This is a genomic window from Leptospira congkakensis (assembly GCF_004770265.1).
Taxonomy (GTDB): Bacteria; Spirochaetota; Leptospiria; order Leptospirales; family Leptospiraceae; genus Leptospira_A; species Leptospira_A congkakensis.
On record NZ_RQGQ01000022.1, the window covers coordinates 62,925 to 87,760 of the forward strand.

General features: G+C 38.2%; 21 protein-coding genes. 9 read left to right on the forward strand and 12 right to left on the reverse strand.

All coding sequences use genetic code 11. The features are described from left to right. Positions 1 to 5: 5 nt before the first annotated feature. The 3 genes from EHQ70_RS18365 (at position 6) to EHQ70_RS18375 (ending at position 2,214) form a co-directional block, all read left to right on the forward strand. Entirely contained in the window at positions 6 to 476 is a 471-nt protein-coding gene (locus tag EHQ70_RS18365; protein ID WP_135778265.1) for a putative immunity protein, read from the forward strand. Between the two features lie 12 nt (positions 477 to 488). Further along, positions 489 to 1,241 (forward strand): rhomboid family intramembrane serine protease, encoded by a 753-nt coding sequence (locus EHQ70_RS18370; RefSeq protein ID WP_135588916.1) that lies wholly within the window; start codon positions 489 to 491, stop codon positions 1,239 to 1,241. 133 nt (positions 1,242 to 1,374) lie between these two features. Then, on the forward strand, positions 1,375 to 2,214 hold the full coding sequence (locus EHQ70_RS18375; protein ID WP_135588918.1) for a hypothetical protein: 840 nt from the start codon (positions 1,375 to 1,377) through the stop codon (positions 2,212 to 2,214). Between the two features lie 15 nt (positions 2,215 to 2,229). On the opposite strand, the gene EHQ70_RS18380 is transcribed toward EHQ70_RS18375, so the two are convergent. The 4 genes from EHQ70_RS18380 to EHQ70_RS18395 form a co-directional block, all read right to left on the reverse strand. After that, on the reverse strand, positions 2,230 to 3,480 hold the full coding sequence (locus EHQ70_RS18380) for an adenylate/guanylate cyclase domain-containing protein (RefSeq protein WP_135588920.1): 1,251 nt from the start codon (positions 3,478 to 3,480) through the stop codon (positions 2,230 to 2,232). A 4-nt stretch (positions 3,481 to 3,484) separates the two neighbouring features. Next, a complete protein-coding gene (locus tag EHQ70_RS18385; protein ID WP_135588922.1) occupies positions 3,485 to 4,195 on the reverse strand; it encodes an MBT domain-containing protein in 711 nt (236 codons plus the stop codon). A 151-nt stretch (positions 4,196 to 4,346) separates the two neighbouring features. Further along, a complete protein-coding gene (locus EHQ70_RS18390) occupies positions 4,347 to 5,558 on the reverse strand; it encodes an NADP-dependent isocitrate dehydrogenase (protein WP_020776611.1) in 1,212 nt (403 codons plus the stop codon). Positions 5,559 to 5,605: 47 nt separating this feature from the next. Continuing rightward, positions 5,606 to 6,172: a hypothetical protein gene (locus EHQ70_RS18395; RefSeq protein WP_208729591.1), complete on the reverse strand. Its 567-nt coding sequence runs from the start codon at positions 6,170 to 6,172 to the stop codon at positions 5,606 to 5,608. A 78-nt stretch (positions 6,173 to 6,250) separates the two neighbouring features. Between EHQ70_RS18395 and EHQ70_RS18400 the strand changes: the two genes are divergently transcribed. Both EHQ70_RS18400 and EHQ70_RS18405 read left to right on the forward strand, forming a co-directional pair. Continuing rightward, entirely contained in the window at positions 6,251 to 6,625 is a 375-nt protein-coding gene (locus tag EHQ70_RS18400; RefSeq protein WP_135588926.1) for an LIC_13246 family protein, read from the forward strand. A 56-nt stretch (positions 6,626 to 6,681) separates the two neighbouring features. Continuing rightward, positions 6,682 to 7,716: a hypothetical protein gene (locus tag EHQ70_RS18405; RefSeq protein WP_135588927.1), complete on the forward strand. Its 1,035-nt coding sequence runs from the start codon at positions 6,682 to 6,684 to the stop codon at positions 7,714 to 7,716. 3 nt (positions 7,717 to 7,719) lie between these two features. On the opposite strand, the gene EHQ70_RS18410 is transcribed toward EHQ70_RS18405, so the two are convergent. Next, entirely contained in the window at positions 7,720 to 8,667 is a 948-nt protein-coding gene (locus EHQ70_RS18410; protein ID WP_135588929.1) for an MBL fold metallo-hydrolase, read from the reverse strand. A 48-nt stretch (positions 8,668 to 8,715) separates the two neighbouring features. Here EHQ70_RS18410 and trmB point away from each other — a divergent pair, with 48 nt between their 5' ends. Then, complete coding sequence (gene trmB, locus EHQ70_RS18415) at positions 8,716 to 9,375, forward strand: tRNA (guanine(46)-N(7))-methyltransferase TrmB (RefSeq protein ID WP_135588931.1); 660 nt, start codon at positions 8,716 to 8,718, stop codon at positions 9,373 to 9,375. Positions 9,376 to 9,492: 117 nt separating this feature from the next. Here trmB and EHQ70_RS18420 read toward each other — a convergent pair whose 3' ends face one another. The 4 genes from EHQ70_RS18420 to rsgA form a co-directional block, all read right to left on the reverse strand. Then, positions 9,493 to 13,086: a tetratricopeptide repeat protein gene (locus tag EHQ70_RS18420; RefSeq protein ID WP_135588933.1), complete on the reverse strand. Its 3,594-nt coding sequence runs from the start codon at positions 13,084 to 13,086 to the stop codon at positions 9,493 to 9,495. Continuing rightward, positions 13,083 to 14,696, reverse strand: coding sequence for an LIC10124 family lipoprotein (locus EHQ70_RS18425; RefSeq protein ID WP_135588935.1), 1,614 nt, complete (start codon positions 14,694 to 14,696; stop codon positions 13,083 to 13,085). Before EHQ70_RS18425 ends, EHQ70_RS18420 begins: the two co-directional genes overlap by 4 nt. After that, entirely contained in the window at positions 14,693 to 15,664 is a 972-nt protein-coding gene (locus EHQ70_RS18430) for a FecR family protein (RefSeq protein ID WP_135588937.1), read from the reverse strand. The genes EHQ70_RS18425 and EHQ70_RS18430 overlap by 4 nt, the downstream gene beginning before the upstream one ends. Before the next feature lie 65 nt (positions 15,665 to 15,729). Next, the gene (gene rsgA / locus EHQ70_RS18435) at positions 15,730 to 16,683 is read right to left on the reverse strand and encodes a ribosome small subunit-dependent GTPase A (protein WP_135588939.1); all 954 of its coding nucleotides are present in this window, start codon (positions 16,681 to 16,683) and stop codon (positions 15,730 to 15,732) included. A 47-nt stretch (positions 16,684 to 16,730) separates the two neighbouring features. Here rsgA and EHQ70_RS18440 point away from each other — a divergent pair, with 47 nt between their 5' ends. Further along, the gene (locus EHQ70_RS18440) at positions 16,731 to 18,557 is read left to right on the forward strand and encodes a sensor histidine kinase (protein WP_135588968.1); all 1,827 of its coding nucleotides are present in this window, start codon (positions 16,731 to 16,733) and stop codon (positions 18,555 to 18,557) included. On the opposite strand, the gene EHQ70_RS18445 is transcribed toward EHQ70_RS18440, so the two are convergent. After that, positions 18,554 to 19,651, reverse strand: coding sequence for an acyl-CoA desaturase (locus EHQ70_RS18445; RefSeq protein ID WP_135588970.1), 1,098 nt, complete (start codon positions 19,649 to 19,651; stop codon positions 18,554 to 18,556). The two genes, EHQ70_RS18440 and EHQ70_RS18445, sit on opposite strands and share 4 nt — an antisense overlap. A gap of 59 nt (positions 19,652 to 19,710) precedes the next feature. Here EHQ70_RS18445 and EHQ70_RS18450 point away from each other — a divergent pair, with 59 nt between their 5' ends. Continuing rightward, entirely contained in the window at positions 19,711 to 20,844 is a 1,134-nt protein-coding gene (locus EHQ70_RS18450; protein ID WP_135588941.1) for an LBF_2804 family protein, read from the forward strand. Between the two features lie 36 nt (positions 20,845 to 20,880). Beyond that, entirely contained in the window at positions 20,881 to 21,396 is a 516-nt protein-coding gene (gene tpx, locus EHQ70_RS18455) for a thiol peroxidase (protein WP_135588943.1), read from the forward strand. Here tpx and EHQ70_RS18460 read toward each other — a convergent pair. Together EHQ70_RS18460 and EHQ70_RS18465 are read right to left on the reverse strand one after the other, a co-directional pair. Continuing rightward, on the reverse strand, positions 21,380 to 23,689 hold the full coding sequence (locus tag EHQ70_RS18460; RefSeq protein ID WP_135588945.1) for an ATP-binding protein: 2,310 nt from the start codon (positions 23,687 to 23,689) through the stop codon (positions 21,380 to 21,382). The genes tpx and EHQ70_RS18460 overlap by 17 nt on opposite strands. After that, positions 23,686 to 24,777 (reverse strand): metallophosphoesterase family protein, encoded by a 1,092-nt coding sequence (locus tag EHQ70_RS18465; protein ID WP_135588947.1) that lies wholly within the window; start codon positions 24,775 to 24,777, stop codon positions 23,686 to 23,688. Before EHQ70_RS18465 ends, EHQ70_RS18460 begins: the two co-directional genes overlap by 4 nt. Positions 24,778 to 24,836 lie beyond the last annotated feature (59 nt).

Sequence of the window (24,836 nt, forward strand, 5' to 3'; positions counted from 1 at the left end):
GGAACATGGCTAAAAAATATAAATTTAGCATTACGACCAAAGACAATCGAATTATGGATTTACTCGCAAGGACCGACCACAAAACTTCCGCTCAGTGGGCCTTGGATTGTGTGGAACGAGTGTTTTTCTATTTTGAGAATTCCGATTGTATGGATTATCATCCTAAAGAAGCTCTAAATGTATTAAAAGAATGGATCCAAACAGGCAAGTTTAGTATGGCAGCCATACGAAAAGCAGCATTAGATTCCCATGCTGCAGCAAGAAAGATCGACACTGATAACGAAACAAAATCTGTAGCACGAGCTTGCGGACAAGCCGTTGCCACCGCCCATGTAAAAACTCATGCCATAGGTGCTGCCAATTATTCCGCGCAAGCAGTCTTTAGGGCCAACGAAAATCTGGATCCAGAGATTTCTGTCCAAAAAGAAAGGGATTGGCAATACAATCGTTTGTTACAACTATTGGCAGAGCCTTAAGACCAACTAACAATGTTTGTATTCGAAAAAGCAAATCATAATTTTAGAAAACCAATCTTAACCCTTGGGTTTATTTTTCTCACTATGTTAACGCTGTTTTTCGATAACTACGAACCTTATGCGTTTACACCCAAAAAAGAGTTTGGTTTCAATTTGTTTTATTCATTTTTCTTTAACTCTTCCCTTTCGGAATGGTTTACCAACGCAGTTTATCTATACATGTTCGCTGATAATATAGAAGATGTAGTAGGACATTTCTATTTTTTCATTCTATTTATTTTTTTTGGAGTCTTAGCCAATCTAACCTATTTTTTATTTCATATAAATTCTATCATACCGGTAATCGGAACTTCTGGAGTTATCTCAGGAATTCTTGGTATGTATTTTGTATTTTTTCCTAATGTAAAAAGTACGATGGTATTCGAAAAAGCTACCTTCCGTGATATACCAATCTTTATTAGTCTCAGTATTTGGATTCTCATCCAATCCTATTTCTATATCATTGAATTAAACAACCAAGTGCGGAGTGTTTATGGCGGACAGGTTGTGACCTTTTTAGTAGGTATGGGTTTTGCACAAATCTTTATTCGATACCAATTTTTAGATCGGCTGGAACAGAATCTGCGTCTATCAACTTTCATCAACAAAACGGTTCTTTGCCCTTCCTGTAACAAACCTATCCCAGCCAAAAAATATGGAAGGTTCCATTGTTCCGCCTGTGATACAAATTTCTTTTTCGATCGCCATGGAAAAAAATTTCTATAACTTCGCTCTGGATTTATGGATAGATCATTTTCTCAAAATTCTTTTTAAATTTCATTCGGTAAATTAATTTCTCATCGACAATTGATTTCTACCATTTAGAATCCTCCGTTACCTCGATACTGGAGAAACTCAAATGCAAAGAATATTGTTCCTTTTTATCATTTTGGCAATTTACATTCACCCAATCTTCGGGGAAGAAAAACCAATCCCGCTCGTTTCTCCAAAAGAAGGATACTATATCATTACTTACAAAAACTACTCCATCAACTTAGAGATTGATGCCAATGGTTATGAAGTTCGTGGTGGGAATTCGAATGACGATTCCTCAGGACAAGCAGACATCAACTATTGGATTTTACCTGGGAAAAACAAAATCAAAATTCGGCTGACTGAACGTAAAGGCAAACAGAAAGAAACCGACGGTCTACCAAAAGAAGCAGAAGTAAAACTGGTATTAGGACAGAAAGGACAATTTCCTGACGAAGGCCAACTCTTAAAACAATTCCAATGGTCGAAAACCACCAAAGCCAACTTAGGTGAATGGACGGAGTTAGAATTTGACCCACCGTTTCTTCCGCCAAGTCAATTGTGGAAACAAGCGGAAATCATCACCCTCACCAAAGAAAAAGAATCTTCTGCCATTGAATTTGCAAATGAGTTCACAAAAATCCTTAACACTAAAGATTCTAAAAAAATACTTTCGATGATCCAATTCCGAGCCCAAGACACATCCGAAGTACGTTTCTATCCTTATGTAGAAGCAGATGAAATTAAATCCATTTCCGAAATGACAAAGGCCATTGGATCTACTTGGAAATTAGACACTAAGAAAATTAAATTCACCTTATTGTGTAATGACCAAATTTTAAATGTCTCTGATCCAAAAGGAGATCCCATCCTGACTTCAAAAAAAGGTGCCTCCATTCCTCTGTATTTGAGTTGGATTGGTGGAAAATGGGTGATTGTTCGCTAAGTTTAAATTTTATATTTACCATTTCCGTTTCGTTCGTTCTGAAATTGCAAATATCTTCTTTGGAGAACTAATTCCTTTGAGTTTGTGTTCTCCGAGTTCTTCCCAACGAATGGGGATTTGATTTGCTAAATCTTCGGATGCCAAAACGGCTTTTCCTAATTCCCCACACATACCGGCAATCCGACTCGTCATATTGACAGCTTCACCAATCACAGTAAAATCCAATCGTTCTAAAGAACCAATGTTTCCATAAAGGATTTCACCTGCATGTAAACCAACTCCATGGTGGATGGAAAGTTTTTCTTCTATTTCTCTGGTTTGGTTGTGTAAAAACAAACTTTCACCTAACTTTCTTACGGCGAGAAGCACTTTTTTTCCAACAAAAATTTTATTGGATTCGGTATAAGGAAAAACTGCTAAAATTCCATCACCTAATAGTTTGAGAACTTCTCCCCCATGGGATTCGATCAGTGGGATCGCAAGTCCAAAATAGTCATTTAACAACTGTATAATTTCGGGAGGGGATAATTTTTCACTCATTCCCGAGTAATTACGAATGTCTGAAAACCAAATCACCGATTTGATATTGTCTAGTTCACCTAAATAAATTTTACCAGAATACACAGTTGATCCGGTTCTTTTCCCCAAATAAATACTAAGAAGAGATTCGGTTAGTTCATTTTGAATAAAATTCATCCACTGAAGAGAAATGATTTTAAGAACCTGATGTAAAAAGTTTAATTCGTCGTTTGACCAACCATTTGGTTTGTCCGTAACCAAACTGAGGAAAGCAAAACCACTTCCTTTCTGATAAATGGGCACAGCAAAATAACCGGTTGCACCCAAAGGAGCTAAATCTTCCAAAATGGGATACGGATACTTCTCTTCTTTATGATCCGCAAAACCAAAGTAATACGTCTTATTGGTAGACATTACATATTGAACGGGGCTTACCGTAAACTGAGAAGTTTGTAAAGAACCCAATCGAAAACGAACTTCTCGGAGATATCCATTTTCGGATTCTATTGTGGTTTTAGAGATTAAAAGCGGATTGATTGTATCATCAAAATATTCTAATTTTCCTTTCGGAACCCAAGTATAAGACAAGGACTCCACTTGTGGGTGTAATGTCCGAGTCCCCATGTTGACGCGTACAATCTGAAAATCTAACTTTTGTAAATAACCAATACATTTATCAAACAATTCGGCGGAAGACTTAATTTCTGGCGATTCATTCAAATACCACTCTATAAATTCAGCGATCATTATCCTATTTGACTTCTAACGTTAACTCAAAGTCACCTTCAGTTATATTTTTTGCCCCACTCACTCCAATAAAAACGCGGTAAGGATTTCCAACTGCACGGAGTTCGACGGTCTGCGGTTCTGCAGGTTTCGAAAAATCAGGAGAGCCGATCCAAGTTGGGTGTGAGGCTTCACAACTTACGGCTCCATATACTTTGGGAGGAATGTATTTCGGATCAAAACCGCTAAACGCATATAAATTAACGCGCGTTTTACTATTCTTAGGTTTTACTGTAACGATAAGAGTGGATTTTTTGGGAAGGTCAGTCCAATAGTGAATTTGGTTTCCTTCAAACTCTACATTACGAATCCCAGGCCAACATGCCATAGAACTGGCCTCTGCCCACTCCAAATCATCCATAATGGATCCTGTTTTTAAATTGCCGATTACAGTGACAGACTTACCCTTCTCCGATTTGATAAAAGTAACACCAGGAATTTCTGCCATAGGTTTGATTCGATCGAGCGTAACCACTTCATCATAACTGTCTGCATAACCATCATAATGAATCAAAAATCCTTCCTTTTCTATTTTGATCACCATTCCTGAAAACGACTTACCTTCTTTTGCATCGTATACTTCCACTCTGTCGCCTTTTTTCGGGGAGATTGGATCTGCGGAAAGAGAACTGAATATTAAAAACAGAGAACAAAAAATGTAAAAACATTGTTTCATGGCAATCTCCTTTATAACGGAAATTGAATGTATGAAGTCTATTGGCAATTGCAAGGAAATATTTTATGGATCGGGAAGGAACTGGTAGATGGAGAGAGGTTAGAAAAACAACGACACACCCTGCCAAATGACAGGGTGTAGGAAACCGAACTTATTTAAGTTTAGAATCCAATCGTTTTTGTACAGCTTCCATAAATTGAAAAGTATCCAATTCTTTTTTGGTAGCTGCTGTAGAAAGAGAAAGTAAGTCTTTTGTCATCTCACCACCTTCGATGGTTTCAATGATTGCTTCTTCCAATTTAAGAGCAAAGTTTACGAGTTCTGGAGTTCCATCTAGTTCTCCACGTTTCGCAAGAGCTCCCGTCCAAGCAAAAATAGATGCCACAGAGTTTGTAGAAGTGGTTTCTCCTTTTTGGTATTTACGGTAGTGGCGAGTCACTGTTCCATGTGCTGCTTCGTATTCGTATTTTCCGTCTGGAGACACAAGAACAGAAGTCATAAGACCAAGGGATCCAAAACCAGAAGCAACCATATCACTCATAACGTCACCGTCGTAGTTCATCATGGCCCAAAGTTGTCCACCTTCGTTTTTCATGATTTGCGCAACTGCATCATCAATGAGGTAGTAACTATATGTAATACCAGCAGCTTTCATAGCAGCTTCTTGTTCTTTTGCCATGTTATCAAAGATATCACGGAAACGAGCATGGTATTTTTTAGAGATGGTATCTTTAGTTGCAAACCAGATGCTGATTTTTTCAGACAACGCGTAAGTAAAACATGCCTTTGCAAATGACTTGATGGACTCATCTAAGTTATGCATCGCAAGAGCAACACCAGCACCTTTAAAATCGTTTACTAGTAGTCTTTGTTTTTCTTTTCCAGAAGCGTCTGTATAAACGAGTTCTACTTTTCCTGGGCCATCAACAAGGATTTCCACATCACGGTAAATGTCACCGTAAGCATGTCTTCCAATTGCAATTGGTTTTTTCCAAGAGTTTACCGCTGCTGGGATGTTTTTAATGATGATTGGTTTACGGAAAACAGTTCCATCAAGGATGGCACGAATGGTTCCGTTAGGTGATTTCCATTCTTGTTTGAGGTTGTATTCTTTAACTCGGTCAGCGTTTGGAGTGATAGTTGCACATTTAACACCTACACCATGTTTTTTGATCGCGTTAGCAGAATCTACAGTGACTTGGTCATCTGTTTTGTCGCGGTATTCAACACCTAAGTCATAATATTCCAAAGTGATGTCTAAATAAGGGTGGATGAAACGATCTTTAATTTCTTTCCAGATAATTCTTGTCATTTCATCGCCGTCTAACTCAACTAGCGGTGTTTTTACTTTAATTTTTCCCATTGATTTCTCCTAAACTCTCATTCAATTTTTGATTCGCATAAAAACGTTTATATTGGATTTACCATATGTAAATTCCATAGGTAGTGACAAAATTCCGTAGAATTATTGATCGCTCCTGAAATGGTATGAATTCCCGTAAGAGATGTATATCTTTTTCTATAAGCATCTCGTTCAGAAATCAGAGAAAGTTTTACTTCCAATCTCTCAAGAACATCTTTCCAAGACTCACAGTGTTCTTTCACCACTGGATCTGCTGCTTTGATTTTTAGGTCGGTGGCTTTTGTGATCTGGATTTCCCAAAAATGGGAGGGAAAGGCAGGCGGTGTGTACCGGTCTCTAATGGCTTCTATGTCTCTTTCTATATCTTGGTCTTTGAAAGCAGTAAAAAAGAAAAATCCACTGATTCGTAATGAGAGGGGAAGGAAAAAACTAAAATTGCGATCGTAAGAAATCATCTGGCCGAGAGTCCATTCGGGTGATTTTCCGCCGGCTCTCCTATCAGCAAAGGACTTGGCATCAATCAAAGCCAATTCATCAAAACAGTATTGTGCAAACCGGAGTTTCTCTTTCCAGAATATTTCTAATATCTCCGTGACCATGCCCGTTTCGTTCATCCTGGATAGGGGAAAGTATTTTTCAAGTGAGAATCCTTTTTTAAGAACCAAAGTCAAATATCCTCCACCGCTTCTGGTATGAAAGAAACCGAAGTGCAATGGCGCGAGCTTGTGACAAAAAAAGAAGAATTCTTACATATCCTACGAATTCTGAACCATTACTATGAAATGCGGGGCGAAACCAAGTCCAAACAATTTGCCTTCCGTCGCACTCTCGCCGATTCCCCAAGCGATGGAGTTCAAATTTTTTTCTCAAAGATTGGGTCTTTTGAATACCAAGTGGCTTGCAGGATTTTACCAGAAGAACATATGGAAACTTGGATTCATATTGATGGAATCGCGGAAGAAAGGGAACGCTTAAAACAAATTGGCAATACAGAACATCCCGTCTTTTCGCTCGTTTGTCTGGGAGATTTATTTGCTTTGGCTCTCCCAAGCACCGTCACCATTTAAAGGAAATCCCCAAGAAAAATCTTGATTCTTTTACAAGCACCCGTTAGGATTTGCCGGTGTTTCGGCAATTCTTTCGGTTGGTTTTTCTTTGTCTGATATTGGCAACATTGCCGAGTGTAAACCTACTAGCCCAAGATTTTAAAACCCAACACTATCCTGACGAAGGATACCTCCAAGCTTGGAACTTCACTTTCCGCAACGAAAAATACAATCTGTTTGCCACCTTCCTTGTTAGCAATTTTGGCCCAGGATCACATAACAATGGTATATCGCTACTTTTAAAACCAAAAGACCAACCAGTGTTTTATTCCACTCGCGAATTTGATTCCGATGAATATGAGTTCAAAAAAGGTCAATTCTACCAGAGAAGTGGAGAAAACTGGATGGAATACAAAAACGGAGTTTATTCGTTTTATATGAACTATGGTGACTGGGAAATCAAATTGGAGTACAAACCCAGGCGAGGATCGGTTCCCATCTCCAAAGGAAAATACCCGTTGAAAGATGAGGGAAAATTTGTCCAAGCAGACATCCCTTTTTCTTACTCTCAGGTTACAGGAACCATTCGTTATAAAGAAGTTACCGAGGAGATCAAAGGTATTGGTGGTTTGGAACATATCCTTTCAAACGAACCAGTCTATCAATTTTCAAAAAACTGGGAACTAGTGAGGTCCATCACCAAAGATGGATCTAGAATTTTTACTGGTGGGTTTATCGGAACTTCCGATTTCCCTGGTGGTTTTTTTCGCCGTGTGGCTGTCCTTGATAGTACTGGCCAACTTGTATTGGAAGGAACTGTGGAAAGATCAGAAGTTATAGACTGGGAAAAGGAACCTACTTCTGGTTATACGATCCCCAAAACAGAAGTTTTATATTTTAATGAAGGGAAATGTTCCCTTCTAGTCAAACGAACTCGCCCCATTGCAACCATGAGTGCGCTGGAAAACATCTCTTCGTTTTTAAGATTTTTCATCCAATTGTTTTTTGCCAAACCATACCAAATTCATTGGTATGCCGATCTGAAAATGAACTGTCCCATTTGGTCTGGAGAAGCAAAAGGTTACCACTCCAATTATTTGATCAACGAATGAATCTTAAAGAATAAACTTTTGTCCTTCATGAGCAATATGAACTTGCATCCCACCAGGTTTTTGTAATCTAGCTTCATCCAAAATAATTCTCGCCACTTCGTGATCCGTATGGTCTGGTTCGTGATGCGTTAGAACTACGGATCGAATTTCCATCATTTCTGCAAACTCTACTGCTTTACTAACAGCCGTATGACCCCAACCCAATTTTTTTTCTGCCTCTGCGGTGCTATACTGCGCATCAATGATGATGAGATCAGCTCCAGCAATTTGTGGTTTCATTTTGAGTAGATGTTCACGATCTTCTTCTCTATATTCTACATCTGTACAAAAAAGGAAAATTTTATTTCCTTCACGAATCCGGTATCCTGTACAAGACCCTGGGTGACGTAAACCAAAAGGAATGATTTTAAGGCCACCTAACATATAAGATTCAAACTCTTTCCAAAGGTGGAAGTGTTTTTTAGATGCCATCTGCTGTAAAGTTACGGGAAAGTTTTCAGGGTGTTGCTGACGCACCAATCTTTCCTCTAAATTTTCAATACATGAGTAAAAATGAATATTACAAGATGGTGAATAACCAGGTTTAAAAAAAGGCCAACCCTGGATATGATCCCAATGAGTGTGGGAAACCAAAATATGAACGTCCATTTCTTCACCGCTAAACGCTTGTGGTGCCAGTTGGTTCCCTAGAACACGAAGGCCCGTTCCCATGTCTAAAATGACTTTTTCGCCTCCGTCCCCTTCGATAAACACACAAGTGGTGTTCCCTCCCAAATCCTGAGATAGGGGAATGGGTAGACGACTTAAGAATTCTTCTTCAGAGAATCCTTCTGGATCCTTCCTCCACTCTTCTTTGGCCATTTGGAGAATCTTCAAAGTTTTCTCGCGTTGTTCCGGTTTAGAAATCGGCGTAGGGAGGGAACCGCGAACACCAAAAAGAGTTATTTTCATCTATTTCCTTTTTAAAATCCTGACAATACATCATCGGAAGGAATGCATTTGTTAGTTAGCCCAGAAATCCAAGAAAAACTTTGGAAGTTTACTACAAAGACTTCCTATCGATCCGACTACCTCCTGCAACCTAAAGAGCGGGGAAAAAAAATCGACCTAAAAAAATCTTTCCCGGAACAGATCCAAAACTTTGTTTTAGAACTTGGCTCTGGATGGGGCGAAGTTGCCATCGAATTGGCGTCTAATGACCGCCAAACAGGATATCTGTTGATGGAAAAGAAGGTAAATCGAATCATCCACACCGAAAAACAACGACAAACGCTGGGTTTAGAGAATATCCGCTATATGACCGTTAACTTTCAGTGGTTTTTCGATGAATTATTAGAGAAAGAAATTTTTGACGAGATCATCATCAACTTCCCCGATCCTTGGCCAAAGAAAAAACACCGCAAAAACAGACTCATGCAAGGCGATATGCTCGAACAAATTTATGATTTGTTGAAACCCGGTGGGAAGTTGTTATTTGCGACCGACTACGGCCCTTATGCGAGGCGAACCATTTCTCTATTTAGAAAATTTCCTAAATTTGTTTGGGAAGAAAAAGAATATGAATTCGAAAGACCAGGTTTCCCAGTTTCTTTTTTCGAAACGGAAAAAAGAAATGAAGGGAAACGAATTTACTACCTAAACAGAACCAAAGTTATATAAAATTCTAATAAAGGACGTTTTCCTTTTTATCAGATCAAATCCATCTCAAGTAAGAGCCAAAGTTCCTTACTTGAGAAAACATTTTCTATTCAGTTCCTCTGAAAATCTAATTAATGATTAATCTACAGTCACTGTACTGATACGAAGACCATCTCGGTCGCCCTTCCATGGAACAGAAGTTTTGTCCCTTCCTTTAATGAGAAGTAACTCTTTTGATCTTCCTTCCACCACAAGTCCATCTAATGGATAGTAAAAATCTCCCTGGATGGCATAAGAATCTTTCCACTTAGAACCACCTTTCCAAAGGTAGGCAGTATTCTCCGTATTGATGAGTAAAGATTCCGGACTTTTAACAACGGAACGAATGGATTCAGTATTTCCAAGGGAATAAAGTTTTGCTTTTTCCGTTCCTTGATACATTTGATTTCCCAATTGGATCAAACAAGAATCTTCAACACATCCTAGGATCTGTGCTGATTCTTTGGTATCTTTCTTCGCAACAGGAGCCGATACCTTCTTTTCTTTTTCTGAACTTACACCAATGGCAAACACTTGGATTTGGAATTCTTTCTTTAAATCACGAAGGACTATGAGTTTTCCTTCCTCTGTATGAGAAAAACTTAAAAAATCGTTTCCATTCCATTCTTCTAAAATTTCTAAATTGGGATTAGTTTTTACAATTTTTCTGTCTGTTCCCTTTTCTTTTTCCAATAGAAGGAAAAACCCATTTCCATCAGCAGATCCTTGTTTCACCTTCCAACCAGCTAATACCTGTTTCTTGAAAGTCATCTTTCCAGATTCTGGGTAAATTTTTGTGGCTGTATCATTGGAAATCCCAACAAGTTCCTTACCCGCAACGAGTAATTGAAAAGGAGTGGATGTGTATTGTTTCCAAACAAGTTCTTTTGTGATTCGATCATAACCAACAAGGGCAGATCCATAGTTCACAATGATTCGGTTTGGATATACAATTGGTGTGGAAACAGGAGTTCCAGAAAGATTTAGATCTGTTACATGGAGTGGTTCATCGTCCAAAGCATCAGAAGGTAATAACCTTGCAAATTTGGTTTCGCCGTACTCGCGTAAAATTTTCTCTTTTACTTGGTTCCGCTTTGTTTTGACCTTATCGGATGGTGATTGTTTTTGTTTAGCATCTAAAATTCTAAACTGAGCAAACAATGCTTCTGCAGAAGGTTCTTCTTTCAGAACACGATCAATGATCTTCTCTGCTTCTTCCAATTTGTTTTCTTTGAAATAAATGTAAGCTAATTGGATTTCTCCATCCATAAAATCAGGATCCGTTTTACGAATGGATTCTAAAATGGATTTAGATTCTTTTGTGAGGTCTTCATTGAAATAAGCGATTGCTAAGTTATAAGAAGAAAGACCAAATTCAGAATCTTTGACCCTTGCCTTTTCAAACTCTCTTTTGGCCCCGTCCATTTGGTTTAGTTTATACAATGCCAAACCTTTCGCTACGTTACTCGGCGCAAAATTAGGATTCACCAAAATCGAACGATCATATTCAACGATGGCAGCTTCGTAGTTTTTACGTTTCATGGTCACGAGACCTAACATATAATAAGCGTAATAAGAATCTGGTTTTTCTTTTAAGATATCATTGAATCCATCTTCCGCACGTTTTAGTTCACCTTTTTTGTAATAAAAAGAATAAATCCCTTCTTTAAAAGAAATTGCATTTTCTTTGTTCGTACGGACTGCATTTTCCAAAATGGAAAGGCCTTTTTCTTCCTCACCTTTTTCGATATAACATTCTGCAATTTTTACGAGAAGTGATGCTTTGGGAACCCGATCATAAGCTTTTTGGTAAGGAGAAACTGCCTCTATGAATTTTTTGCGGTTGAAAAGGGAATTACCTTCTTTGACAAAAGGCAAAATCTCCGCAAAACGAGAGTTCTCTGCTACTGTTTTTTCAGTTTCCTGTAACTCAGGAATGTCTCTCGTATATTTTTTGGATTTTTGTATGAATTCATTTGCACGCGTATAATTTTCTTTCGAGTTTTCTTCTACGGCACGTTTGTAATACAAACTTCCCAATCGGTAATCTACCGCGTCATTGTTTGGGAATTTTTTCTTGAGTCCCATATAAATAGACTCAGCCTCATCCCATTTGCTAGCGTCTTCGGCAATCCGACCTAAAGTGATGGCACTAAAAGGATCTGTCGCCGATAGGATTTCCAATTTTTTGATGTATTCTTTTTCTTTTTTGGATTCACCAGTTTTTGCGTACACACGAGCAAGCCCCTGTAAGGCACCTGGGTTTGTCGAATCCATTCGGTAAGCTTCTAAAAAAGAACTTTCCGATTTTTTATATTCTCCAAATGCAAAGTAACCACGACCAAATGCATTTTGAACCGCAGGATTTTCTGGATTCACACCCATAGCCTTTCCATATTCATCAAAGGCTTGTTTTCGTTTCCCTTGGCGAAGGAAGGCATCCCCATCTGCGATGTATTTTTGTGATTCAGCTAAAACTTTTGCCTTACGAATGTCTTCTTTTTTAGCCTTGGGATGAGATTCTGCTTTTTTTAATACATCCAAAGCTTCATCAAAACGACCTGAATCAATTAACACATACGCTAAGTTTAGTTTGGGTTCAAAAAAGTTAGGGTCCCAAGAAGCGGCGTCTTGGAAACTAAGAGTGGCTTTTTTCGTTTCGCCCCATTTCCATTCGCATATTCCTTGTTTGTTGCGGATTTCTGCGTTTTTAGGAATTTTTCCACCAGCTTGTTTGGATGTTTTTAAACATTCCGAATAATTATGAGTTTGGATATAAACATTACACAATCCAACATAACCACTGGGATTTGTATCAGCAAGTGAAATGGATTTTTTGAAACTCTCTTCACTTTCTTTGAGTTTACCGTTTAATAATTGTGCATTCCCAAGAAAAGACCACAAAGAACCATTTTGCGGTTGTAGGTCTGTGGCTTTTTTGAACTCAGATGTGGCTTCTGTATAATTTTTTTTATTCAGGAAGTCATTACCACGTTGGATGAGAGAGGCAATTTTTGTAGAGAGTTTGGCGTCTTTGGCAGTTTTTAATTCAGGATTGAGTTTTTCCGCCTTTGCAAAGTAAGCTTCTGCTTCCTCGTATCTTTTTAGTTCTAAACAGATATCACCCAATTGGTTTAAAAGTTCGATTGGATAAGGGAATTCAGATTTGGTTTCCAAGGATTTTAAAACCACAAGACTCTCTTGGTATCGACCTAGGTTTTTTAAAAGGAGACCCGTTTTGTAAGTATAAATTGTTTCTTCTGGTTTGAGTTGGCTTAAGGTTTGGTAAGTAGAAAGGGCTTCTTCGTTTTCTCCCAAAGTCGATTGGACGGTTCCAAGACCAATCAGAAGTTTTTCATTTTTGGGATCTATGTTTTTGCCTTTTTCATAAGCAAGTTTTGCATTTTCATATTCACCTAACTGATAGTAGGAAGAACCAAGAAGAGAATAACCATCAATCAGTTCAAAAGTCTGGATGGAAGATTTTGCTTTTTCCAAAGCAGAATCCATATTTCCTTTTTGAAATTCGTTACTTCCTTCTGCAACAAGCGCCCTTGCCTCTTCAATCTTTTGCCGATCCGAAACATCGGATTTTTCTACCACCGGATCTTTGACAGTGACTGGTTTAAAATCCCGAGACTGACAACCTACAAATAGAACGAAGGTAAATATTAAAAAACTAAGTTGTCTCATTTTTGGAGCCTTTCCTCAAACTTAACCATATCAGGATATCGTATTTTAACACCACGAAGAGGTGTGCCCGTAATAGGAGCGTTATGCGGAGTTAAAACGCCTATATTCCAAAAAGTTTCAAAATTCCAAGGAAGTTCTTCTACGGTTTTATTTCCTAAGGACAATCGAACCATTTTCTTTTCGATATCTGTTGAAAGTTTTACGATGCGTCCTTTGAGTTCATCCTCTTTGTCCCAACGGTAAGAAGAACGAACAGGAGCTTCCTTTTCTTCGGAAGAAAATTTAATGATATGGAAATCTGTTTTGTCTACATAAACCAAAATTGTATTTTGATTGTGGTCGGTAAAAGACAAACCAACAGCACCATTCAAATCTTTAACTAGATCTAACACAAGTTCGGCTTCCAGATAATCAGGAATTAGGTCTTCGGAATACACTCCATACCAACCAGCAGGAAGATCTTTGTTTTTTGCAAAGGTAAGTTTGCCAGGAAATGTAGCGGAAAAATTAGGAGAAGCTGAAGTTAAGTTCCAAAACTCTTCTGACTCCCAACCCACTCCATCTTCTAAAGAGATTGGCAAAGCGATGGATGTAATTTGTTTCGGTCTAATTTTGATTCCAGCTTTCGCATATTCAAAGTTAGAGTCATTTTTTGTGCGAATAAATTGGATCGGATAACTCCCATAAGGAACTCCCGATTCCGCATATTGTGTTTTTCCTTTTTTCTGACCATCTACAACGATGTCGAGGCCCGGAGGAAAACTAGAAATGACAATGGTTCCTTGTGAAATGTCATCACTCCATTCTTGGAACACACGTGTGGTTTTCCCTGCTCGAATCAAAATATTTCTTTTTACAGGATCTTTGCCGGGTTTTGCAAAAGAGAGGGTATGTTTGCCGTTGATGAGTTGGTAAGAAAGTAAGGGAGCTTTGCCAACTTCCACGCCGTCCAGATAAATCGCAGTTCCAGGTGAAGTGGAAAATACAGAAACATTTCCTCGTAAGGAGGAAGTAAAATAAGAGCGAAGTTCATCGTCTGAAGGTGTAGAAACTTCAGCGAAGTAAGAAGGAACAGTTCCCGTCAAAGGTTGGAGTTGTCTTTTGCCGTGGAATACATCAAAGGACTTTACTGATTTAACTGCAGGTTCCTTTTCTTCTTGGAAAACAAAAATCGCCTTTCCATAGTTTTGTGACAATACTGGATCTTTGTATTGTACCTCAACAGAAAGTCTTTCTGCATTTTTAGTGAGGGATAATTCCAATAACAAATCTAAGTCGGAAGTTTCTGAAAATTTAGGATCTGCATCTTTGGGTGCTTTTTTATAAAGGCCCAGTTTGTTGTGAGGGAAAAGGATTTTCTCTTCTAGTAGTAATAAATCTGATTTAGAGAACTCCTCTGGAACTTGTTTCCAGAGGAGGGAAAAATGTGGAGTGGATTTATTTACCAGTCGTTCTTTGTAATCTCTACCCGAAGGAAGGGGTTCCGACTCACCCGGAAGAGGTGTGATGAACTTAGGTTTTGTAAAACTTCGATTCAGTGTTTCGATCTTTGTGACCGAAGAACAATAACCGACTAAAAAACAAAGGACCGGTAAATAAACATATCTCATTTCGTCTTATCAAAACTCTCTTTAGGTGCTAATTTTAAGGAATCTTTTTGAACATCTTTTTTGATGTATTTAGAATCTTCGATAGACTTAGCAGTTGTGATCACTTCATCAGATTTTGATTTAGTAATCTCACGTGATTTTGCTGCTTTTTCCAATTCTTCCACAGAAGATCCAATGTTTAATTTTTGAAGTTCTTCGTTGTTAGTTCGGAGTTCGTTTGCAAGAGACTCAAACTGTAACATCTTAGTGTTTTCAAAAGCTAACATTTCTTTCATCTCTGATAGAGATTGTTTGTCCATTGGTTTGATCATTTTATCAGAAAGTTTAGTTTCGTTTCCGACTTCAGCTGTTTTCTGTTTGTCGACAACGATTTCGTTTTCTGAGTTTGATTTGCGGATCGCAACTGCACCGTCCAAAACTGTATACTTAACCACACAGTTTCCTGAACCACAAGCTACGTTCCCACCTTTTGCGGATGGATTTTCAACATTGGTAAGGAAGATTGTTCCGCGAACACCCGCAATGGAAGTTGGAGTCACTACACTGAAAGATTCTGTTTTTCTTTCTTTGCGTAGAACAGTGACTAATTTACCGTACTGCATGTTAACTTCTGTTTCGCGAGATCCGTCATTTGCTGCAAAAGCTTGGCTTACGCTAAGAGAAGTATTTTTGTTTAATTTAAGTACTCCGTCCTCACCCACAAGAATTTCCACGGAACCGTTTTGTCCAGTAACGATGGTATCTTTAGAAGTTAAAACATCACCTAAGTTTGGTTTCACCTGTCCACTCTCGCGAATCACAACAACATCACCTTTCACAAAGGCCACAACTACGTTGCTTTCTTGCGCGGACTTTTCTGTAACATTGGTTACAGATTCCTTAGAATCTTTTTGGCAAGCAGTAAAAAGTATGGCAAAAATCGCCACAAATCCTAATGCCGACAACTGTTTGATCATTGTACGTTTCATATTCCTTCCTCCGGAAATGTCATTCTAAGAATAGATAACAACTGAGTGCTTGGCAACTCTTTTCCCTAATACCTTTTTGTGACAGCTTTTGTCCAATGGTCCCGTCTCGTCACTCGGTACGGGTTTTCAAGGCTTTCGATCATGGATTCTAAGCTCTTTTTCCTGGTTTCATCCATGGATTCGTTTAGGTGTTTACGCATGGAACATTCAGAACCTAGTTCACAGCAATAAATTTCCTGACAGGATTCTTTAATCTTTCGTAATTCTGGAAAACTTTCCCAAAGTTCAACAGGTGTCAGGTGTAAGATGCCCCATTCTTTGACTCCTGGAGAGTCGATGAGAACTGTGTTTTCTTCCAAAAACAAAGCAAAAGAATTAGTAGTGGTATGTTTTCCTTTTTTGGTCGATCCACTGACGAGGTTCGTCCTTTGTACTGTCTTTTTATGAAGATGGTTCATGAGTGTGGACTTTCCAACACCAGAATTTCCACACAGGAAGGTTCGTTTCCCGCGAATCCTTTCCCATAACGGTTGGATAGATTCTTCCGAAAGGAGAGAAACACTCATCACTTCATAACCTAACTCTCTATAGTAAACCTCGCGTTCTTCGATTTCTTCATCAGAAATTAAATCTTTTTTAGTAAAAATAATCAGTGGAGGAATTTCTGTTTGGTATGAGGCCGCAAGTAACCTATCGATAAATCCTGGTTTGGTTTCTGGATCTTTGCAGGAAGCAAGAATTGCCACTTGGTCTAAATTGGCACATAACACATGACTGTCGCCACGATCACTTTTCCTAGAGAGAAAATTCTTACGTTCCAATTTTTCCGAAATGACCCACTCTTCGCCGGAAGATTTTTCAGCCAAAACCATATCTCCCACAACAAAAGGATGGCGTTCGTTCGAATTCTTTAACCGTAACTTACCTTTGAGTACGGCGAGGGCATAGGAAGTTCCTTCTGAATAAATTTCATAATAGGCTCCGAAGATACGAGCAATTATAAATAGTTCTTTACCCAAGTGGAATGTACCAAAATAATCTAGTTCTTACATTCTATACAGATGACATGCAAACACAAGTTTTCTTTCCTTTTGGAATCATAATCCTTTCTTCTTTTGCCTGGTTGGTTTTTGCTTATACCTTAGGCACTACCGATTCCACTAAAAACTTATCTTTGTTTGCCTGCATTTTGGGATTTTTGACACTTTCCCTTCTCTATTTTTTGCGAAAGAAACCAAAAACAAACGAATCAGAAAAACCCAAAAAAAGGGATGAACTTGTCCAAAACCTATTTGCCTTAGAAAAATTCAAAGAAGAACTGATTTCTTTCAACGACCCCGACCAAATCAGCGAAACCATCAGCCAATTCCTTACTTCCAAAATCCCAGCCGAGTTTGCCCAAGTTTATACTTGGGACGAAAGAGAAGGACAATTTCGCCCAAGACCATTTTTAGAATCACTTGACCAGAAGTTTTCAAATTTACCATCCATTCCCGTATTCGATCCATTCCTGCTTTGGTTGTCCGAACGCGAAGGAATTCATATCAAAGAAAACTTCATTCAATTTGCATCCACTCATCACGAAAAAATAGCCAAACAAGCATTAGTTTTTTTTACAGAAACAAAATCCGAATTAGTAGCAACCCTTTCCATCAAATCAAGTTTAGTTGGTTTTATTTTACTAGGGAAACACAAAGAAGGGAAAATTTATGATATCGAGGAAATCGAAATTATTTTAGAGATTCTTTCGGTATCACTCATGTCTCTATCCAATTCGATGATTTACCAACAGCTTTTAAACTTAACAGAAACGTTGGAAGCAAAGGTAAGAGAACGAACCAAAGAATTAGAAGAGACCCAAGCCCATTTGGTGCAGTCTGAAAAAATGGCTTCTCTCGGGGTAATGGTGGCGGGGATTGCTCATGAAATCAATACCCCTGCTGCCGTCATCAATGGTTCAGCAGACAACTTAGATGCAAATTTAGTTTTTGTATTATCTCATTTGGGAGATATTTCTCATCTCATTCAGAATCCAGATTTCCGTTCGATTTACTTAGACATTCTCTTTAGTTTTGTCAAAGAAGATCCTACTGCAAAAATTGATCCCAAAGATAAATTCAAACTCAAAAAAGAAACGAAACATAAATTCATCCAAGATGGGATTCCAGAAAATGATGCGACAGACCTTGCAACCTTTATCATTGACCACCATCTTTTGCATATGCAAGAAGAACTCATCCGTATTTGGAAATCGGGAGGGAAAGAAACCTTTGAGATGTTAAAGAACACTCTAAGTCTTCAACGAAATATCAAAAATATTAAATATGCAATTCGTAATATTGTTCGGATTGTCAAAGCACTCAAATACTATTCTCATTTAGGCCAAGCCTCATATGCTGAGTCCGATCTACACGAAGGATTAGAAAACACTCTTGTGATCATGCAAAACCAAATCAAACATGGAGTGGAAATTGAAAGGGCTTATGGAACCATTCCTACTGTTAGGTGCAATATCGACGAACTCAACCAAGTTTGGACCAACCTCATCACCAACGCCATCCATGCGATGAAAAAAATCGAACATCCAAAACTAGTGATCTCTTCTAGAATGGTTGGTGAAGATTATGTATTGATTAGTTTCGAAGACAATGGGTCAGGAATTCCCTCTGAAATCAAAGACAAAATTTGGGATCCGTTTTTCACAACCAAAGACCAGGGAGAAGGTACAGGGCTTGGGCTCGGGATTGTGAAAGGAATCATCGAAAAACACAAAGGAAGGATAGAAGTAGAATCCTCTCCAGGAAAAACCAGGTTTATGGTTTATTTACCGTTAGTTGGCCCTGGAGATGTTCCAAGTATCCCAAAAGAAATCTTTCGGGAAATTCGTGGTTAAGAAAACAGAGGTTTCCCTGGTTGGCTCAGGAGTTTTTCCCAGTTTTCTTTTGTTTTTTCAAAGTTCTGACGCAAAATACCAGCCTCTTCCGCATTAGAGTTTTGTTTTGCTTTTGTCCAATTTTGGAATTCCAACAAAGTTGTTTCACGAAGGTTGGCAAGTTGTTCTTCCCAGTGACGAAGTTTTGATTCTTCCAAGTTTGCAAATTGATTTAAGGTTTCTTTTTCCTTTAGATACATTGTTTTTTGGAGAATTTTTTCTTCTGAAACTTTTTTTAAGTTATAAGTAAGACCAAGATAAGACAAACCTTTGATCATCCATTTGGATGGATCATAGTCAAACCAACGAATCCCATTTCGGTAATCTGCCTGAAATTCGTGATGGAAGTTATGAAATCCTTCACCAAACGTGAAAAAGGCGATAATCCAATTGTCCCTCGCCGTTTGTTCTTTGGAAAAAGTTCGTTCTCCCCAAACATGACAAGCACTATTGATAAAAAATGTAAATTGGTGAACCACAAAGAGTCGGAGAAACCCTGCGACAAAAAATCCTTCTAAAAATGAACCCCAGAGCATTGTGATAAACCCGGGAAGGAAAAAACACATAAAGATAGAGATAGAATAAAAATGTTTATGTTGCCAAAGAACGAGAGGGTCATTCACCAAATCTTGAACCCCATTTTGAACATACTTACGTTTGCGAAACAACCAACCAATATGAGCAAACCAAAATCCTTTTTTGATAGAATATGGGTCTTTGTCTGTATCTACAAATCTATGGTGGATGCGGTGGTCTTCGCTCCATTCAAGAGCAGTCGATTGAAAAGCCGCGGCTCCAAAAAGAAGTAACAAAAGTTTGATGGGGGATTTTGCTTCATAGGCTTTGTGTGAAAAAAGTCTATGGTATCCAACAGTAATACCCATTCCAGTTGCGAAGAAATAGAATACAAACAAGGCCCAAGTGCCGAGGTGGATGGAACCATAAAGATAAAGGTAGAGAGTTCCAAAGATTCCTACTAAAGGAGAAGTGAGTAAAAATATCATTGTGACCCAATCAATGGGGGCCGTCGTTTTGATTTCAGCTTGTGTCGTCATAGAGAATTCCTGTTTCATGGTGTGGGAGTCCTAAAGCCAGAATTCGGTTGCAAAAAAAAATGAGTACAGAACGTTACAAACCAGGTTTTTTAGAACAGTGGGGACGTCGGGTTCTCATTCGAATTCACTCACATTCAAAAAAACCCAAAGATTCCGGAAAAAGTTTTGCTTATCATTCTAGAATCATCATCCTCTGGGGAATTTTTTGGTCCTTTTGGATTGGATTTTTACCATCGGTCGCTTTCGTTGCTCTCTGCACCTTCCTTCCTCCCCTCCGATTTTGGCCTCTTTCCAATCTCTCTTATTCTGCACTTTCTGGATTTATTTTTCTTTTGGCTCTTCTGACCATCATCGAATTTTACCTTCTCTTTCGATTAGGGTTTTATCTTTCGTTTCGAATGGCGCAGTACGCGGACATTGAACTTGCTGAAGAACCAGAACTCATCACACCCATTCCAGGTATGATGGCAAGGTTGGTTTTAGAAATCCCTGATCCACGATTCCGATTGTATGGAATTGATCCTTATAAACATCTGAACGAAAAGGCCTTATTTTTCCGAACAATATTGTATAAAAGTAAAGTGTTCCTTTCCAATATATTCGCCAAACTCATATTAAAGGTTTTTTTAGGAAGGACAGGACTTCGATTTTTAATTGAATACATATCGGGACCAGTCACGGGAATTTGGGATAGTTTAACTACATATATGATCCTTTATGAACTTCGCAAAAGGATCATCACAAGAAAATTATCCGATGCCATGTTGCTAAAAATCAAATCCAAAAGCCGCAGAAAAGAATTGATAGAATCAGCGGTCCGTTCTGTTGCCATCTCGATTGTTTATACAAAAACATTCCACCCTAACTTTGAATATTTGCTTTTTGGGTTGATTGGTCTTTTGCCAAATAAAGACAAACTAACAAACCTAGACGATTGGAATGAATTTGTCCTTTCCTTCCAAAATTTAACAGAAGAAGAAAGGAAATGGCCCATTGTCATTTTTGCCCTCTGTTCCTCATTCGATGGATCCTTAAATAATGAAGAACTAAATGCCTTTCAAGAGATCACTGAGGTTTCACCTTCTTGGCTTTTGGATCGGGTGCACCATTTGGCAGCTACCATTCGAAAAGGAGAACTTTCAGAATCTTTAGTTTGGATGGAAAAAATCCTTCCCGAAGAATCCATTCACTGAAAGACTAGAATTAATCTAAATACAAAGGAGACAATCATGGCCCAAGTAACTCTCAAAGGAAATCCCGTTCCCCTAGAAGGAAACATTCCCAAACCAGGGGACAAAGCTCCTGATTTCCGAGTCGCAAAACAAGATCTAGGTGATCTTACTCTAAAAGACCTTTCAGGAAAGGTAAAAATTCTCGTTGCAGTTCCTAGTTTGGATACAGCAGTTTGTGCCCTCGAAACAAAAAAGTTTAACGAAAAAGCAGCGAAAGAAAATGGAATCACCACCCTTATCATTTCTGGTGACCTTCCTTTTGCGATGAAACGTTTTTGTTCCACAGAAGGAATTGATTCTGAAAACTTAATCACAGGATCTCAGTTTAAAGATTTTTCTTTTTCCAAAAATTACGGAACTCATATTGCTGCTGGCCCACTTGCTGGTCTTTCCGCACGTGCTGTTTTTGTTGTGGATAAAGATGATATCGTAAGATATACAGAACTCGTACCGGAAATAGGCAGTGAACCTAATTACGATACGGTTCTTGCGGAAGCTAAGAAACTCGTTTAGTCAATTCATGGATTTGGCAGGGAAGTTTCAAACCATCTGCCAAAACTTTTATCTTAGAAACTAACTCACCATCAAAACTAAAAAATACTACCTTCCATTCTTCCTCTGCATTTGTTAAACATTGAAGTGTGTATGCGAGAGCAGAATCACGTCTTTCCGCATCCATATGTCGAAATGGTTCATCCAAAAGCAAAAATGGTAAGTTGAATTGTTTTCCAATCCGGAAGGCATATTCCAAACGAAGAACAAATGAAATTTGTTCTTTGGTTCCTGTGGATAAATTTTCGAAACGAAAACGATTACTAGAAGAATCTGTGGTGATTTGGATTTCGTCAGAGAAACCATTCCACTGGATTTGTTTTGAGGGAAGTGATCCTTTTAAAGCATCCATTCTTGATTGTAGTGATTTTACAAGGGAGGACATTTTGTCCGTGCTTTCGACTTGCATCTCGGAAAATATTTCTGATAACACTTCCAAACTTTGAAAGTTTCGATCCAAATCATTTTTCCATTTTTCTTTGATCTCTAGGTTACGTTTGTTTGTTTCCCATTCTTTTTGGGCAGGAACCATTTGTGATTCCAAAACAGCTTTTCCCGTATCTAACTTTTTTTCTAGTTCAATTACACTTCGTTCTAATTCGCGGATTTTTTCGGAAAGGGTTTGGATTCGATTCTCTAATTTTTGTTTGGTGGCTCTGTCTTCGGAAGAAAAGGTTTTAGAAATTCCTTTTTTTTCCAAGTCAGATACTTTTTCTTTTGTTTTAAGTTTGAGTTCCCCTAAATCGGCGGTTCCCCATTTTTTGGATTCGGTTTTTAAGGACTCGGTGAGAGTATTTAATTTCTCTTGTTTCAATCGAATTTGAACATACAATTCGGAAAGTTCAGATAAGGATTGTACTCCCGCATCTCGCCAAACACCTGCAAGTTCCTTCTCTTTTTCCAAAATGTTTTCACTTATTTTTTTATCTTCTCCGCGAAGCCCAGTGATTTCTTCTTCCAGCGAAGACAGGGTAGAACCAAAACCTTCTGATTCCAATTTTTGTTTTGTGTATTCTCTTTCATACCTTTGGAAACATAAAGACAAAGAATCCAATGTTAAGGATTCGGGTTTCCACTCACCCAAGGTTTTTGTTTCCATCTCCGTTGCGATGCGGCGAACCATCTCATTCCATTTCGGTTCATCTTTTTCTAGTTTGATTTCTTTGGCACGGAAAACAAAATAAAGAGATAATACTAAAAATAATGTTGGCAAAATGTAAATCCAACCATCGAATCCTGAAAATATAGAAAAAATCAGGGAAAAAATTCCTAAAACACCAAATCCTCCCGCCAAACTTCTGTATAATGGATTCCAAATTGTTTTTTGGATCACAGGAGATTCTTCTTGAAACCTTCGAACCATTTGTTTCCAAGTTTCAAAATAATCGAAATAGGACTCTAATTTTTTAGATTTTTGTTCGATTTGTTTTTTTTGGGTGGAAGAAGATTCTAATTTTGATTCTAAACTGACAAGTCTCTCTTTAGATAAATTTCGTTTTTGTTCCAGTGATTTGATTTCTCCATCCAAATTTTTGGATTTTTGATCCCAACCTGACTTTAGAATTTTTTCATCTTGTTTGGAGCCCGATTCCAAAGTTTCCCATTGTAATAGTTGCCCATACACACGATCTATTTCGTTGTGTTGTTCTGTTTCTTTAAACTCGAGAAGTTCCGTTTGTAGTTTGGTTAGTTCCGATTCAAAATTTGTTAGATCTAATTTTATTTTTTGCCGTTCCGTTTCCCAAATAGGCAAATCAACAAATTGAGAAGAAATTCTATTCAAAGAAAATTCAGAATCATCAAACTTTTGCTTGGCTATATTTAATTCAGACAAAGCCAAATTCCATTCTTTGGCTGATTTTCTTGTTCCAGTTTTAGCAGAAAGTTGTTCTACTTGTTCCAATAGTTTTTCTGGATTATAACCACTATCAAATATCGTTTGTTCTATTGTAGTGATCAGTTCCTTTTCGGAGCCGACATCCATATTCCCTTCACGAATCACGAGGGAATTCAAAAACAAATTGGGAGATAAGGTAAGTTTGGGAATTCCCAAATCAGAGTTTCTTTCAGCTTTGTATCTGGCGTTGAGAAGGGCACCAAATTTTGTGCTTCCCGCCACTTTGACAAGAGCGGAAACAAAAGCATCCAGGATGGTTGTTTTTCCCGATTCATTGGGCCCTGTGAACACAGTCACTCTTTCGATTGGAAATTCTTTTTTAGAAAAGATTCCGAAGTTTTCTATCTTTAATTTCATCGGTTTTTCTTTCCTTCTAAAATCAATCGAATCCCAGTGACCCTTGTATGTTTCCAATGGAGAGGATCCATTTGTTCTTTTCTTTCATTCATTTTATCAAGGAATTGTTTCACAAATTCATTTTCAGAAAGATGTTGAATGACAGTGATTTGGGATTCATCGGGATCAAATTCCAAAATTCGAAATTTTGATTTCCAAACGCGTTGAACTTCTTCTTGGAATTTTTGTTTTTCTACCATGGAGTCAACATATCCAAGAAAACGAAATACAATCCAATCCTCAGGGTTTGTTCCATCCAAATAAGTTTCGATACTTTCTTCTGGTTTTCCTTCCGTATCTAAGGAAACTAAGATTTCTCTATATTCACCAGCGGACTTCCAATAAACGGATTCTGTACGAACCTTCGATCCATCAACATGGATGAAAATTCCACCTCTTTTTCCCAACTCCCCTTTTCTCCAAACGCGAGAAGATCCCGCATAACCAACCTCACACTTCCCAATCATACCTGTACGTGCACGGTGTAAATGTCCAATGGCAAGATAATCCAATCCCAAGTTTTGAATGAGATGAGGATCTAAATAGGATCCTCCCTCTTCTTCTTCCTCACTTAGGCCAGTAAAACTCATTCCGGAAACAGTTCCATGAGCTATACCAATTCTTAGTTTTGTTTGTTTTGCCAGTGGAGGAGAAAGTAAAAGTTCAGAATAGTTTTCTTGGTGAGGGATGGATAAAAATTCGATTCCGTTGTCTTCAAATAAAAAATAAGGAGTTCTGTCCAAAACTTTTACCTTCGAAGACCAGTCATAGTCCGCATAACGGTTGTTTTTTCCTTTTTTCTCAAGGATTTCATGATTCCCGGGAAGAAAATAAATGATTCCCGAATAAGAAGAAACTTCTTTTAAGAAGTCAGAGCGGAGTGCTTCTAAATCAGGGAAGGTATTAAAAAGATCTCCGCAAAATAAAATGCGGTCACATTTTGTTGATTCCGCAGTTTGTAAAATTTCTCGTAATACGGAAAGAGAATATCTCTGTTCTTCGGGGGAATTTTGGGAAAGATGGAGGTCGGAAACTTGTAATAACTTCATACTGTAGGTTTAGGGAGAGTTTACCTCCCCCCTGGGACAAAATAAAGAAATTACGAAAA

Bases quoted from the DNA above. Each gene is read 5' to 3' on its own strand.
- EHQ70_RS18365 (WP_135778265.1), top strand. From the start codon at position 6: ATGGCTAAAAAATATAAATTTAGCATTACGACCAAAGACAATCGAATT.
- EHQ70_RS18370 (WP_135588916.1), top strand. From the start codon at position 489: ATGTTTGTATTCGAAAAAGCAAATCATAATTTTAGAAAACCAATCTTA.
- EHQ70_RS18375 (WP_135588918.1), top strand. From the start codon at position 1,375: ATGCAAAGAATATTGTTCCTTTTTATCATTTTGGCAATTTACATTCAC.
- EHQ70_RS18380 (WP_135588920.1), bottom strand. From the start codon at position 3,480: ATGATCGCTGAATTTATAGAGTGGTATTTGAATGAATCGCCAGAAATT.
- EHQ70_RS18385 (WP_135588922.1), bottom strand. From the start codon at position 4,195: ATGAAACAATGTTTTTACATTTTTTGTTCTCTGTTTTTAATATTCAGT.
- EHQ70_RS18390 (WP_020776611.1), bottom strand. From the start codon at position 5,558: ATGGGAAAAATTAAAGTAAAAACACCGCTAGTTGAGTTAGACGGCGAT.
- EHQ70_RS18395 (WP_208729591.1), bottom strand. From the start codon at position 6,172: ATGAACGAAACGGGCATGGTCACGGAGATATTAGAAATATTCTGGAAA.
- EHQ70_RS18400 (WP_135588926.1), top strand. From the start codon at position 6,251: ATGAAAGAAACCGAAGTGCAATGGCGCGAGCTTGTGACAAAAAAAGAA.
- EHQ70_RS18410 (WP_135588929.1), bottom strand. From the start codon at position 8,667: ATGAAAATAACTCTTTTTGGTGTTCGCGGTTCCCTCCCTACGCCGATT.
- EHQ70_RS18420 (WP_135588933.1), bottom strand. From the start codon at position 13,086: ATGAGACAACTTAGTTTTTTAATATTTACCTTCGTTCTATTTGTAGGT.
- EHQ70_RS18425 (WP_135588935.1), bottom strand. From the start codon at position 14,696: ATGAGATATGTTTATTTACCGGTCCTTTGTTTTTTAGTCGGTTATTGT.
- EHQ70_RS18430 (WP_135588937.1), bottom strand. From the start codon at position 15,664: ATGAAACGTACAATGATCAAACAGTTGTCGGCATTAGGATTTGTGGCG.
- EHQ70_RS18440 (WP_135588968.1), top strand. From the start codon at position 16,731: ATGCAAACACAAGTTTTCTTTCCTTTTGGAATCATAATCCTTTCTTCT.
- EHQ70_RS18445 (WP_135588970.1), bottom strand. From the start codon at position 19,651: ATGACGACACAAGCTGAAATCAAAACGACGGCCCCCATTGATTGGGTC.
- EHQ70_RS18450 (WP_135588941.1), top strand. From the start codon at position 19,711: ATGAGTACAGAACGTTACAAACCAGGTTTTTTAGAACAGTGGGGACGT.
- tpx (WP_135588943.1), top strand. From the start codon at position 20,881: ATGGCCCAAGTAACTCTCAAAGGAAATCCCGTTCCCCTAGAAGGAAAC.
- EHQ70_RS18460 (WP_135588945.1), bottom strand. From the start codon at position 23,689: ATGAAATTAAAGATAGAAAACTTCGGAATCTTTTCTAAAAAAGAATTT.
- EHQ70_RS18465 (WP_135588947.1), bottom strand. From the start codon at position 24,777: ATGAAGTTATTACAAGTTTCCGACCTCCATCTTTCCCAAAATTCCCCC.